A 13081-nucleotide genomic window follows, 5' to 3' on the forward strand; every position below is an offset into this window, starting at 1 on the left:
GTCAGGCCTTACCGGTGCCAGCGCGCGTGAACGTGATCGGCAGGTGGGTCACGCCGCGCAGCAGGATGTTGGGGAGGATACGGATCGCGTTCTCGTCTGCAATCGCGAAGTTATCGAGCCGTTCGAGCAGCTCGTCGAAGGCGACCAGCATTTCCTTGCGGGACAGCATGTTGCCCACGCACATATGCGGGCCCTTGCCGAAGCTGAGGTGGGTGCGGGCGTTGGCGCGGTCGATATCGAAGCGGTCGGGATCGGGGAACCTGGACGGATCGCGGTTCGCGGCGGCATAGCGCAGCTGGACGACCGCCCCGTTCGGGATCGTCATCCCGCCAAGTTCGGTATCCGCCTTGACGATGCGCCACATGCCCGCAGTCGGGGTCTCGTAGCGCAGCGCCTCCTCGACGAGGTTCATGATCACCTTGGGATCGCGCCCCCCGGCGGCCGCCTTGGCCTTGGCCATCTGGTCGGGGTTGCGGATCAGCTGGAGCAGGCCCCCGGCGAGGGTCGAGGTGGTGGTCTCGTTCCCCGCCACCATGAACTGCTGCATCAGCGACATGATTTCCGGGTCCGAGAGCGGCGTCTCGCCCTCGACGCGGGCTTCGACAAGGTCGGTCAAAAGGTCATTGCCGCCGTTCGCCTTGCGGTCGTCGATCAGGCCCTTGATGTAGTGCTGGAACTCTACGAGGCTGCGCGCGCATTCTTTCTTGCGTTCGTGATCGACCATCTGGCTGAAGCGGTCGACCGCCGCGTCCGACCAGCGCTTCACGCGGCCCGGATCATCGTCGAGGCCGATCTGCCCCGCGATCATCGCGACCGGCAGCGGCACGCCGAACTCCTCGACGAATTCGCACGCGCCCCGCTCGGCGAAGGCCTCGATCAGCGCGATCGACTTCTGCCGCATGTCGGCCTCGATCGCGTTGACGCGCGGGGCCGAGAAGGCGAGGTTGACAAGCTTCCTGTTGCGGGTGTGGACGGGCGCGTCGGCGGTGAGCAGGGTAGGCAGGTCCGGCCAGCCTTCGGCGAGGATCGCCTGGATGTCCTCCTCGGCCTCGCGGCCCATCAGCGCAGTGAAGTCGTTGGAGAAGACCTCCGGCTTGGCCGCCGCCTCGCTGCACAGGTCGTAAGAATAGACGACCCAGGTGTTCATGCCTTCAAGGTGCTCGATCGCGATCCCCGCCTCGTGGATGGCGCGGTAGTAATCGAACGGATCGATCAGCGTTTCGGGCGCAAAGACATTGCCTTCGGGCTTGTTCATGGGATGCGGCTCCAGACCCCTTGGGAGATTATGGGCAAAGCCTAGCTGCCCTCGCGCCCCCGATGCGATGCACGAATGTGTTAGGGTCGAGCGCGCCGCATCATGCGCCTGCGAATTCGCGCTGGAATTCCTGGCTGTCGAAATAGTCGCGCCAGCCCTTGATGCGGCCATCGGCGCCGATGTCGAAGGTGCCCATCACGCGGATCGCCGCGCGGCGGCCGTCCTTGAAGTGGAAGATGTCGGTGCGTTCGGTGAGCACGGTGTTGCCGTTCGCGGCAATCGCGTGGGTCTGCCAGTCGCAGCGCTCGACCGCGCCGAGAAAGCCTTCGACCATCGCGCGCATCTGCGCGGTGCCGTTGACCGGCTCCATCGGGATATTGTGGTAGACGATGTCATCGGCGCACAGGGCGAGCATCGCGTCGATATCGCAGGCGTTCCAGTGGGCGATGAAGGCTTCGACGGTGGCTTGCGGGGTCATGGGGTTGCTCCTGAAGTGTAGTCGAGCGCCTGGGCGAGCAGCTGGCGGACATGGGGGTTGGCGTAGGTCGCGGGGCCATCGCCGCATTGCAGGTAGACGAGCGGGGCGGGGCAGGTGCGACTCTCCCACGCGACGCAGTTGCTGCCTTGAGGGTGCTCCCAGCCCGCGTTGCTGAACATCGCGCCCGCGACGGCCTGCGCGGCCGAGTAGAAATTGCCCGCCGTGAAGGCGAACCCCTCGGCCCGGATCAGCGGGGTGAGGGCGGTCTCGTCGATGGGGCACAGGTAAAGCTCGTCGGTGACGGGAAAGCGCGCCGGAAGCCCGCGTGTGACCGGATGGTCGGCGATGACCTGCGCGGTGTAGGCGACATCGTGGCGATAGCCGGAATCGAGCCCGTGCGGCCCCGGCTGGTAGTGGAACTGCCCGCCGAGCCATGCGTGCCACTGCGGCCACTCGGCCCAGCCCGCGATGGCGTGGTGCATCGCGACCGCGCCCTTTCCGCTCGCGAAACGGGCGGCGATGGCCTCGCGCAAGGCCGGCGAGGGTGGGCGGGTGGACACGGCCCCCTCGCCGAAGCTGTAGCCCGCCATGTCGTAGAACAGCAGCGCGTGCGCCTCGCGGATGGCACCGGCCGCATCCGCCTCGCCGCCTTCGGGATGGACGAGGTGGGTGATTTCCCAATCCCCGAGACTGGCGAGGAGTTCGTCAAACGGCCCGGCCTCGTAAGGGTGCCCGCCCGACAGGACCAGCAAGGCGCGCATCAGGCGATCTTGAGGATCATCTTGCCGTCATTCGTCCCCGCAAACAGCCGCATGAAGCTGTCGAAGGCGTGCTCGAGCCCCTCGTCGATATGCTCGTCGATGGTGAGCTGGCCTTGCGCCGCCCACACCCCCATCGCCTGCGCGCCCTCGGCGAAGCGCGGGACGTAGTCGGCGACCAGCAGCCCGCGGATATGGGCGCGCTTGACGATCAGCTGCCACAGGTTGCGGATGCCGCGCGGCTCGGTGTTGTATTCGCTGATGAGCCCGCACAGCCCGACGCGCGAATGGAGGTTCAAGTTCATCAGCCCCGCATCGAGGATGATCCCGCCGACATTCTCGAAGATCACGTCGACCCCGTCCGGGCAGGCCTCGGCGATGGCGGCGGTGAGGGCGGCTTCATCCTTGCCGCGATAGTCGATGGCGGCATCGAAGCCGTATTTCTCGGTCAGGCGCGCGCATTTGGCAGGCCCCCCCGCGATCCCGACCGCGCGGCACCCGTGGATCTTGGCGAGCTGGCCGACAAGGCTGCCCACCGCGCCCGCCGCGCCGGTCACCAGCACGGTTTCGCCGGCCTTGGGCTCGCACACCTCGAGAAAGCCGAAATAGGCCGTCATCCCGACAGCGCCGAAGATCGAGAGGTAGTTGGTGACATTGGGCACCAGCGAAAGGTCGATCGGCTGGGTGAACCCGCCCGCGACGCCGATCGAGTAATCCTCGAGCGCGTTCAGCCCCATCACCCACTGGCCGGGCGCAAAGCCTTCCGCGCGGCTTTCCTCGACCACGCCGATGGTGCTGGCGCGGACCGGATCGCCCAAGGGGATCGGGGGCATGTAGTTGCCCTCTGCATCCATCCACCCGCGCATCGCCGGATCGAGCGAGGCATAGTGGTTGCGGATCAGGAACTGGCCCTCTTCCAGCGACGGGGTATCGACAGTGACGAGCGCGAAGTCTTCAGGCACGGGCGTGCCATCGGGACGGCGCTGGAGGAGGAAGCGGCGGTTCTGGGGCATGTCGGTCTTTCGGTTTGTGGGAATTTCAGGCCGGTTCGAGCTTCACTGGGATCGCGCTTTGCAGCGATTGGCCGGTGATCGGATCGTAATCGACCACCTCGCTGACGAGACGGTTGGTGGAGGCGCCCCGCTCGCGCACGTCGTCCTTCCCCGCATCGGCATCGCCATAGGCATGCGCCATCGACACGATCCCGCGCCGCACCTTGTCGCTCGCCTTGACCACGCCGTGGATCGTGGCGTGGGGGCTGGTGATGGCGACGAGGCCGCCCTCTTCCAGGCCGAGGGCCGCGATATCGTCGGGGTGGATGAAGGCGGGGTTGGTGGTGGTCTTGGCCCGCAGCTTCTTGAGCGGATGCCCGATCGAGTTGAACCGCGTCTTCGAGCGGCGGCTGATGAGGCGGAAGTCGAAGCCCTCGCGCGCGGCGCTGGCGTCGGCATACTTCCCGATTTCGGACGGCATTGCGCCGACTGCCAGATCGAAGCGGTAAAATTCGCTCTCGTCGACCGCTTCGACCACCGGGTGCTTCTCGGGGTAGATCGCCGCCGCCCCGCCATTGGCCGCGCAATCCGCGCGCACCTGGCTCGGGGGGACAAGGCAGCCGGTCACCGCAAGGTCGAGGAACTCCTGCTTGGTGGGCTTCCTGTCCATCGGCAGCGGCCCGCCGTTCAAGTTCATCTGGATGCCGAGATGGTGGGCGAGGGTCCAGAACATCTCGTATTCGTCGATGCAGTCGCCCGGCGCGTCCACGAGCGCCTCGGTGTAGCGGGCATAGGGTTCCTCGTGCCACCATTCGGAAAGGCTGGTGATGTCCTCGCGCTCGAGGCATTGCGAGGGGGCGAGCACCACCGTGGCGCGCTTGGCGCTGGCGCTCATCCACGGGTCGATCTGAACGAACAGCTCGAGATCATCCAATGCGCGGACCATCTTGGCCTGATCGGGAAAGCCCACCACCGGATTGCCGCCGACCGAGATCAGCGCGCGCACCTGACCTTCGCCGGGGGTGAGGATTTCATCGGCGAGCACGTTGCAGGGCATTTCCCAGCCCAGATGGCCGAGCCCGCGGAAGCGTGACTTGGGCATGCCGTCGGCCCCGAACATCGGCACGGGCGGGCCGACCTGTGCGCGGCGCGCGGTCTGGTAGGGGCTGAACACGCCGGGGATCGCGGCCTTCTCGCCCTCCTGCTTGAAGCGCGCGCAAATCGTGTTGAGGCACACCACGAGATATTCGGTGAGCGTCCCGTTGCCCGCCATTTCCGGCCCCGTTCCGGTAACTGCGCAGCCCTTCGTGCCTTGCGCGAACATCCGCGCGGCGGCGACAAGCTGGTCGGTCTCCAGCCCCGCGCGCGCGGCGGCGACTTCGGGCGGGAAGGCCTTCACCGCCTCGGCGAGTTCATCGAAGCCATCGACATGCGCGGCCACGAAGTTGCGGTCATAAAGCCCCTCGGCGATGATGACGTTGAGCATCCCCGCCAGCATCGCCGGATCCTCGCCCGGCTTTACGGGGAGGTAGATGTCGGCGAGCCGCGCGACATCGCTCTCGCGCGGGTCGGCGACGATCAGCTTCAGGCCCGCCGCCTTCTGGTCGCGGATGCGGCGCGAGGGGCTGAAGGGCGGCACACCGCCGACCGGCGCATAGTGCGAGACGATCGGGTTGTTGCCGATGAAGAAGGCAACATCGCTTTCCGAGAAGGTGTTGGGCCCCGCCATCCACTTGCCATAGCGCGCGGTGGTGAAGACCTTGGCGGGCTGGTCCAATGTCACCGAAGTGTAGAAATTGCGGCTCCCCACGGCATTGGCGAAAGACAGCGAGGCAGCCATCGCGGCCGAGTTCTGGAACCCGCCCGAACCCATGAACACGGCGACCGAATGCGGGCCGTGGGTGTCGATGATCCGGCGCAGCTCGCCCGCCACATGGGCGAGCGCCTCGGCCATCGGGGTCGAGACGAATTCGCCCGCCTCATTGCGCACAAGGCTGTGGTGCAGGCGGTTTTCGGAGTTGTGGCTGTCCGGCAGCTCGCGGCCCTTCATGCAGGTGTAGCCGCCATAGGCCGGATCGTCCGGATCGCCGCGCACTTCGACGACCTTGCCGTCCACCACATCGACTTCCATCGCGCAGTTGGCATGGCAGAAACGGCAGAAGGTCTTGTGAGTCTGAACGCCCATCATGTCTCTCCCCGACAATGGCGCAGAGACTACCACAGGGGCCGGGCTGCTCGACTGACACTTTTGTCCGTGGAGGGTGGCGCAGCGCGCCCGCAATAGGGCAGGCAGGAAGAGGAGACGCCCAATGCCCACCACCACCCGCCAATGGCTCCTGAACGGCCACCCGCGCGGTCGCGGGATCGAGATCGAGAACGATTTCAAGCTCGTGACCACCGAGCTGCCCGATCCTGCCCCGGGCGAAGTGCTGCTCAGGCAGCACTATCTCGGCTTCGATCCGGCGCAGAAGGGCTGGATGGAGAACATCGCCGACTACGTCGCCCCGATGAACATCGGCGATGTGATGCGCGGCAGCGGGATCGCCGAGGTCGTGGCGTCCAACGGCGGGCGCTTCGCGGTCGGCGACATGGTGTTCGGCACCACCGGCTGGACCGAATATCTCGTGACCGACGGCAAGGAGCTGACCAAGGTCGAGACCGAGATTTCGCCCACCGCGGTGCTCTCGGTGCTGGGGACGACGGGGCTGACCGCCTATTGCGGGCTGTTCAAGGTGGGCAGGCCCGTGGCGGGCGACACGGTGCTCGTCAGCGGTGCGGCGGGCGCGACCGGCAGCATCGTCGGCCAGCTCGCCAGGATCGCCGGGTGCCGCGTGGTCGGCATCGCAGGCGGGCAGGACAAGTGCGACTGGCTCGTCAAGGAAGCGGGCTACGACGCCGCGATCGATTACAAGGCGGGCCGAGTGAAGGAGCAGATCCGCGAACTCTGCCCGCGCGGCGTCGACGTGATCTACGACAATGTCGGCGGCAAGATCCTGAACGACATGCTCGCCTGCATCGCCACAGGCGCGCGGGTGGTGATCTGCGGCGGGATCAGCCGCTACGAGACCGGCACGCTGCCTGCGGGCCCCGAGAACTACTTCAACCTCGTCTTCCGGCGCGGCACGATGGCGGGCTTCATCGTGCTCGACTGGGCGAGCGAATTCCCCGGCATCCGCAAGCGGCTCGAGGGCTTCGTCAAGGACGGGAGCCTCAAGTATCAGGAGGACATCCAGCACGGCTTCGAGAACGCCCCGCAGACCTTGCAGCGGCTGTTCACCGGGCTCAATCGCGGCAAGCAGATGCTGAAGCTGTGACGTCTCAGGCCGGGGGCAGGTCCTCCGGCCGGTTGACGTTCATCAGCGCGCGCGGCAGCCCGACCCGCCGCGCGCTCGCATGGTCGGCGAAGCGGTAAAGCGACCTGCCGCCGCCTGCCACGAACCCCTCCAGCAGGGGGGCGGCGCTGACCGGCCAGAGCCCCACCACCGGCTGGCTCTCGACAATCGCCGCGCCCTCGCCCGCCAGCGTCGCGGCGAGATCGAAGGGCAGGTCGGGCACGTCCACTCCGGCGGAGAGCACATGGCTGAAACCGCCTGCCCCGGCATGGCGCAGCGCCGCCGCCAGCCCCCCGAGCGGGCCGAGCCCCGCCTCGGGCCAATCGGGGATGCAGGCGAAGCCCGGCTCCTCGCGCCCGCACACCACTTGCGCATCGCACTGCGCCGACAAAGCAGCGGCGACCCGGTCGATCAGCCGCGCGCCCTGATAGAGCGCGTGGGCCTTGTCGCTGCCGAAGCGGCGCGCCTGTCCGCCGGCAAGGATGGCTCCGAGCAGCCTAGTCAAAGGCTTCGGTGGCGTTGCCCTCGGCGTTGTAGACCGGGCCTTCGGCGTCCACGCGATACTTCTTGCTGACCGCCGCAGTGATCCCGAACCGGCCGATATGGTCGCGCATGCCGGTATAGGCCGGATCGCGGAAATGGGCGGCGAGCGCCTCTTCGCTCTCCCACTCCTCGAACACGTTGACGCGGGCCGGGTTCATCGAACAGGCGCTCCAGTCGTAGTGGATGCAGCCCCGTTCGGCGAGCGCGGCCGCGATATGCGGGCGGGCGGAGCGCAGGGCCTCCTCGCGCTGGGCGGGGTCCAGGTCGATCTGGGCGGAAATGAGGATTTTTGCCATGGTAATCAGCCTTCCACACCGAATTCGGCGATGATCTTGAATGTGCGGGCAGTGAACAGCCAGCGGCCATCCACCTTCTTCAACTCGTCTTCATAAAGCCCGCCGACATGGCGCGCCTTGGCGTCCTTGGGCTTCAAAATCTCCTGCGTCTGGACCCGCGCGCGGGCGGTATCGCCGGTGACTTCGATCATGCAGGGCACGCAGTGGAAGCTCACCGCCTCGAGGCCCGACATGGCCCCGTTCCAGAAGGCCACGATCGCCTGCTTGCCTTCAGTCTGGTGGCCCATCAGGTCCCAGTGGGCATCTTCGGCCCAGACGCTCGCCCAGGTGTCGGCATCGATCCGCACCACGCCGTCCGCATAGGTGCCGTTCAATTCATGGATCGCCACGCGATCCTCGAGGGGTCCTGTGAACATTGCTCTCTCCCTTGTTGCGCCCGGCTATCGGCCCCGAGGGGCAGGAGCGACAATGCCCACTTTTGGGAAGGGTGAGCGCACCCCTGCGCGTGTTACTCCGCTGCCCGAGAGAGGAGACACATCATGGGACAATTGCAGGGCAAGAGCGCCGTCATCCTGGGCGCAGCGTCCGAGGGGAACATGGGCCAGACCATCGCCCGCCTGTTCGCAGCCGAGGGCGCGAAGGTGATGGTCGCAGGCCGCAAGGAAGCCCCGCTTGCCGCGCTCGCGGACGAGATCGGCGGGGCATATGCCCTGTGCGACATATCGAATAAGCCCGAGGTGAACGCCATGGCCGACAAGGCGGCGGCGGTCTTCGGGCGGGTCGATATCGCGATCAACACCACCGGCTGGGGGCTGCTCGCCAGCCTCGAGGAGATCACCGACGAACAGCTCGACAGAATCGTCGACTTGCAATTCAAGGGCGTGCATCACTTCCTGCAAGCCTTCGTGCGGGTGATGGGCGCGCAGGCTCCGACCGGCGGCTCGCTCATCAGCCTGTCCTCGGCGACCACCAAGGCGATCATCACCAACCACGCCGCCTATATCGGCACCAAGCGCGGCAGCGAGGCGCTGATCGAGTGCGTCGCCAATGATTACGGGCACTTGGGGATCAAGGCCAACACGGTCTCGCCGGCCTTCACCGATAGCCCGATGACCCACGAGAGCTTCCAGGTCCCGGGCCTGACCGACGCCTTCCTGCCGCGCTACCCGATGGGGCGGCTGAACACGGTCGATGACGTGGCCCATGCCTGCCTGTGGCTCTCCACCGATCAGGCCTATGTCACCGGCGCCAACATCCAGCCCAATGGCGGCCTCATCATGCGCGGCAATCCGCAAGCGCATGATGTGGCGGCAGCGGTCGGCGCGGCGATGGCGAAGCTGCAAGGCTAGGCTAAGGTCAATATCTCGCGAAGTTCACGAAGTTCACATTGCAAAATCTGCAATCCTACAGGATTGCCCAAGCAATATCATGAACTTGTGAGCGAAAAGCGAAGTTCACACGGGGCGCGGCGCTGCATCGCGCGCGCGCGGCCGTGAAACCGCCTGCAAACGGGGCCCGACAATGGGAAAGAACGCCCCGTTCCTATCCCAAAGCCGGCCTGTAGGAAAATCGCTTCCGCCCGGGAGGCGAGGATGCGTTCAATATTGCGCCGTCCCACCGTCGACGCTGATCTGCTGGCCGGTGATCCCGCCGCCCGCTTCGCTCGCCAGCAGCACGGCAACCGCGGCGACTTCCTCGACCGTGTTGGGGCGCTTGATCGCCGCTTCGGAGGCGAACATGTCGATCATCTCCTCGAATTCCAGCCCCATCGCGCGTGCCGTGGCGGGGCCGTTGTTCTTGATGATGTCGGTGATGACGATGCCGGGGCAGATCGCGTTGACGGTCACGCCCGCCGCGCCGACCTCGCGCGCGAGGCTCTTGGTCATGCCGTTCACCGCATGCTTGGCGGCGGAATAGGCGGTCAGCACCGGCTTGCCGTGCTTGCCTTCCATCGAGGAGATGTTGATGACCCGGCCAAAGCCCTTCTCCAGCATCCCCGGCAGCGCGCGGCGGGTCGCCCAGAAGGTCGAATAGACGTTCCACTTCATCGCCTCGTCGAAGGCGTGGTCGGAAAGGTTGACGAGCGGTTGCAGGTCGCCCGCGCCGCCGGCATTGTTGACGAGAATGTCGAGCGTGCCGAAGTGCGCCGTGACGTGATCGACGAAGCCTTCAAGGTCGCCCTGCGCCATCACGTCGCCTGCAACGAAGATCGCGCGCTCGCCCGCGCCCAGCTCTTCCAGCACCTTTGCGCCCTTTTCGGCATTGCGCGCGAACAGCGCGACGCTCGCGCCTTCGGCGAGGAACGCCTCGGCGATCCCGCGCCCCATGCCTGCCGTGCCCCCGGTGATCGCGGCGATCTTTCCTGCGAGTTTCATGCTCTGTCTCCTTCGCGTGGCTGGGTAGCGGGCCGCAAGGCGGCGCGCACCTTGCCAAAATGACGGGTTGCCGCGCCCCGCCCGGCAGGCGTCTATTCGCCGCCATGGACGCGGTGGATGTGATCATTCTGGGAACGGGCGCGGCCGGCATGGCGGCGGCGCTCAGCGCACACGCGGCGGGCGCGAAGGTGGCGCTGGTCGAGCGGTGGGACCGCATCGGCGGCACCTCGGCCATTTCGGGCGGGGTGATCTGGGTGGCGGACAACCCCCGGATGCGCGCCGCCGGGATGGCGGACAGCCGCGAGGCGGCGCTCGCCTATTTCCGCAGCCTCGATCACGGCGATCTGGTGGACGACACATTGGAGGCCTTCGTCGACCGGGGGCCGGAAGCGCTGGCCTTTCTGGAAGGGGCGGGCGCGCTCAGCGTGTCGGTGCTGCCGGGCTATCCCGACTATTATCTCGACCGTCCCGGCGCCAAGCCCGAGGGGTCGCGGGCGCTCGACCACGATCTGTTCGATCTGCCTGAGTTGGGCGCCTGGGCCGCGCGCATCTACGCGATCGAGGAACCCAAGCCGCTGATGCTGCGCGAGACGCCCTTGGGCGGGGCAAGCGCGTTGCCGCCGGTGGAGGTGCTGGGTCAGCGCATGGCCGCGCGGCAATGCGGCTTCGGGCAGGCGATGGTGGCGCGGCTTTTGAAGGCCTGCCTCGCGCGGGGGATCGAACCGCTGCTCGGGGTGGAAACGCAGCGGCTGGTGAAGGACGGCGCGCGCATCACCGGCATTGAAGGATTGAAGGACGGTGCGCCCTTCGCCCTGTCGGCAAGGCGCGGGGTGATCATCACCACCGGCGGGTTCGAGTGGGATGCGGAGCTGCGCCAGACCTTCCTGCGCGGACCGGTGACAGCGCCGGCCAGCCCGCCCACGGGGACCGGCGGGGGATTGAAGTTGGCGATGGCGGCGGGCGCGAAGCTCGGCAACATGACCAGCGCGTGGTGGGCGCCCACATTGGTCACCCCCGATGCCCCCTGGGCGAGCGGCGAGCAACGCGCGCAGATCATCCTGATCGAGCGGACGGTGCCGCATTCGATCATGGTCAATCGCTCAGGCCGGCGCTTCTGCAACGAGGCGGCGAATTATTCGGCCTTGGGGGGCGTGTTCCACCGCTTCGATCCGGCCACCTATGATTACGAGAACCTTCCCGCATACCTGATCTTCGACGCGCAATATGCCGCGCGCTATCCCTTGGGCACGCGCCAGCCGGGGCAGCCGATGCCCGGGTGGGCGATGTCCTCGGACACGCTGGAGGGGCTGGCGGCGCAGATCGGCCTCGACGGCGCGGCGCTCACGGAGACCGTTGAACGGTTCAACGTCCATGCAGACGAGGGCCTCGACCCCGATTTCGGGCGCGGCACCAGCGCCTATGACCACTTCTACGGCGATCGCTCGCGGGAGGGGGCGGCGGTCACCTTGGGCGCGCTGCGGCAGGCGCCGTTCTATGCGGTGGAGATCGCCTCGGGGCTTCTCGGCACCAATGGCGGGCCGAGGACCGACGGGCAGGCGCGCATCCTCGGCCATGACGGCGCGCCGATCCCGGGGCTCCTGGGCGCGGGCAACGCCATCGCCTGTCCCACGGGGGGCATCTATGCGGGCGCGGGTGGGACCCTGGGCCCGGCGCTGACCTTCGGCTATATCGCCGGGCGCACGGCGGCGCTGGCGAACGCTTAGGCCCCCAGCCAGCGATCGATCGTATCGTGGAAGAACCGCACCCGCGCCTCTTGGCCTGCGAGGTGCCCGCCCTTGTAGCCGCGCGAGCGCAATCCCTTCTGCTGCTCGCTCCAGATGCTCACATCCTGATCGATGCCCGGACCGCAGCTGAGTTCGCCCACCACCCCGCGCTGGTGCGGGACGGGGAGGGTGCGGTCGACCTCCTGCCCCATCGAATAGGCGTAGTAGCGTTGCGCGCCTTGGGGGAACCAGGTGAAATACCACAAGTCGAAATAGCACCGCTCGGGGTCGGTCCTGTGCGGATCGGCGCGCAGCCAGATGCAGCCGTCGGGCTTCAGGCTGAAGCTGATGTTGGGGAAGATCGTGTAGTGGAAATGGTCGGTCAGCTGGGCATCGTGGAAGTGGCTGAAGTCGTAGCCCTTCTCCGCGCCTTTTGCGCGCTTGGCCTGCTGGAGCGCCTCGCGGATGCGCAGCGGATCATCGCGGAAGTCCTCGGGATCGAGGCCCCAATAGGTGAGTTCCGTCCGCATCATCTCGAGCACGGTGTCGGTGTGGCCCCGCAGGCTCCTTGAGGGCCGCGAGCCGGGCATGAACATCCGCGCATGGCCGTGCGGCGCGTAGAGATCGAACTGGCAGTCGCGGTAAGACTGCTCCATCACGAAGCGCGTCTGCGGGTGGACGAAGGGGAGGTGATAGGACTCGTTGAAATTGTCCTGCACGCACTTCCAGTTCCAGTCGCCCTCGAGCGTCACCCAGTGGGTGCGGTGCATCTCCTCCATGTTGTAGAGCGCGAGCTGCGGGCCGACCGGGCCGAGGTGATCCGCCAGAGGCGCGGCGTCAGGATCGAGATTGACCCAGACGAAGCTCGCAAAGACCTCGCAAGCCACCTCCTCGAGCCGCACCTTCCCGCACGGATTGCCTCCCGCAAAGTCCTCCGGGCAGGGGACGAAATTGAGTTCGCCCTCGGAGGTGAAGCGCCAGCCGTGGTAGGAGCAGGCGAGGCGCTTGGAATGGCCCTCTTCCTCCATCACCAGCCGCTTTCCCCGGTGCGGGCAGACATTGTAGAAGGCGCGCACCACCCCGTCCTCGCCCCGCGTGACGAGGATGCTTTCGCGGCCGATATCGTAGGTGAAGAAATCGCCGGGCCTCGCCACTTGCGACGCGAGGCCGCCGATCAGCCACGCTTTCGTCCAGATGCCGTCCCACTCGCGATCCATGAATTCGCGCGACCAGTAGCGGCTCCCGTCGATCGGCCGGTCGGAGAGGCGCGGCATCGGCTGCGGGCGCACGTCGATCCGCTGCGGGGCGGGTGTGAGGAGCGTCGCCAT

13 protein-coding genes are annotated in these 13081 nt (G+C 67.0%); 3 read left to right on the plus strand and 10 right to left on the minus strand.

From position 1 onward, the window contains the following. Position 1: 1 nt before the first annotated feature. From D620_RS0105700 to D620_RS0105720, 5 genes are all read right to left on the minus strand, one after another. Entirely contained in the window at positions 2 to 1255 is a 1254-nt protein-coding gene (locus D620_RS0105700; protein ID WP_017664832.1) for a cytochrome P450, read from the minus strand. 100 nt (positions 1256 to 1355) lie between these two features. Further along, a complete protein-coding gene (locus tag D620_RS0105705) occupies positions 1356 to 1733 on the minus strand; it encodes a nuclear transport factor 2 family protein (protein ID WP_017664833.1) in 378 nt (125 codons plus the stop codon). Continuing rightward, a complete protein-coding gene (locus D620_RS14750; protein ID WP_017664834.1) occupies positions 1730 to 2494 on the minus strand; it encodes a ThuA domain-containing protein in 765 nt (254 codons plus the stop codon). The genes D620_RS0105705 and D620_RS14750 overlap by 4 nt, the downstream gene beginning before the upstream one ends. Further along, positions 2494 to 3504, minus strand: a complete 1011-nt coding sequence (locus tag D620_RS0105715) for an NADP-dependent oxidoreductase (protein ID WP_017664835.1) — start codon at positions 3502 to 3504, stop codon at positions 2494 to 2496. Before D620_RS0105715 ends, D620_RS14750 begins: the two co-directional genes overlap by 1 nt. A 25-nt stretch (positions 3505 to 3529) precedes the next feature. Then, positions 3530 to 5671: a molybdopterin-containing oxidoreductase family protein gene (locus tag D620_RS0105720; RefSeq protein WP_233991994.1), complete on the minus strand. Its 2142-nt coding sequence runs from the start codon at positions 5669 to 5671 to the stop codon at positions 3530 to 3532. A 121-nt stretch (positions 5672 to 5792) separates the two neighbouring features. Here D620_RS0105720 and D620_RS0105725 point away from each other — a divergent pair, with 121 nt between their 5' ends. Then, positions 5793 to 6797: an NADP-dependent oxidoreductase gene (locus D620_RS0105725; protein ID WP_017664837.1), complete on the plus strand. Its 1005-nt coding sequence runs from the start codon at positions 5793 to 5795 to the stop codon at positions 6795 to 6797. Between the two features lie 4 nt (positions 6798 to 6801). On the opposite strand, the gene mobA is transcribed toward D620_RS0105725, so the two are convergent. Genes mobA through D620_RS0105740 form a run of 3 tightly spaced genes read right to left on the minus strand, consistent with a single transcriptional unit; the run spans position 6802 to position 8070 of the window. After that, entirely contained in the window at positions 6802 to 7320 is a 519-nt protein-coding gene (gene mobA / locus D620_RS0105730) for a molybdenum cofactor guanylyltransferase (RefSeq protein WP_017664838.1), read from the minus strand. Beyond that, positions 7313 to 7654 carry a putative quinol monooxygenase gene (locus D620_RS15725; RefSeq protein ID WP_017664839.1) on the minus strand — a complete coding sequence of 114 codons (342 nt, stop codon included), beginning with the start codon at positions 7652 to 7654 and terminating at the stop codon, positions 7313 to 7315. The genes mobA and D620_RS15725 overlap by 8 nt, the downstream gene beginning before the upstream one ends. 5 nt (positions 7655 to 7659) lie before the next feature. Then, positions 7660 to 8070 (minus strand): nuclear transport factor 2 family protein, encoded by a 411-nt coding sequence (locus D620_RS0105740; RefSeq protein ID WP_017664840.1) that lies wholly within the window; start codon positions 8068 to 8070, stop codon positions 7660 to 7662. Between the two features lie 123 nt (positions 8071 to 8193). On the opposite strand from D620_RS0105740, the gene D620_RS0105745 reads away from it, so the two are divergent. Further along, positions 8194 to 9003: an SDR family NAD(P)-dependent oxidoreductase gene (locus tag D620_RS0105745; protein ID WP_033376290.1), complete on the plus strand. Its 810-nt coding sequence runs from the start codon at positions 8194 to 8196 to the stop codon at positions 9001 to 9003. 249 nt (positions 9004 to 9252) lie between these two features. On the opposite strand, the gene D620_RS0105750 is transcribed toward D620_RS0105745, so the two are convergent. Beyond that, positions 9253 to 10029: an SDR family NAD(P)-dependent oxidoreductase gene (locus D620_RS0105750; protein WP_017664842.1), complete on the minus strand. Its 777-nt coding sequence runs from the start codon at positions 10027 to 10029 to the stop codon at positions 9253 to 9255. A 104-nt stretch (positions 10030 to 10133) separates the two neighbouring features. Here D620_RS0105750 and D620_RS0105755 point away from each other — a divergent pair, with 104 nt between their 5' ends. Further along, positions 10134 to 11753 carry an FAD-dependent oxidoreductase gene (locus D620_RS0105755; RefSeq protein WP_017664843.1) on the plus strand — a complete coding sequence of 540 codons (1620 nt, stop codon included), beginning with the start codon at positions 10134 to 10136 and terminating at the stop codon, positions 11751 to 11753. On the opposite strand, the gene D620_RS0105760 is transcribed toward D620_RS0105755, so the two are convergent. Next, complete coding sequence (locus D620_RS0105760) at positions 11750 to 13081, minus strand: aromatic ring-hydroxylating oxygenase subunit alpha (RefSeq protein ID WP_017664844.1); 1332 nt, start codon at positions 13079 to 13081, stop codon at positions 11750 to 11752. The two genes, D620_RS0105755 and D620_RS0105760, sit on opposite strands and share 4 nt — an antisense overlap.

Source organism: Porphyrobacter sp. AAP82, from assembly GCF_000331285.1.
Classification (GTDB): Bacteria; Pseudomonadota; Alphaproteobacteria; order Sphingomonadales; family Sphingomonadaceae; genus Erythrobacter.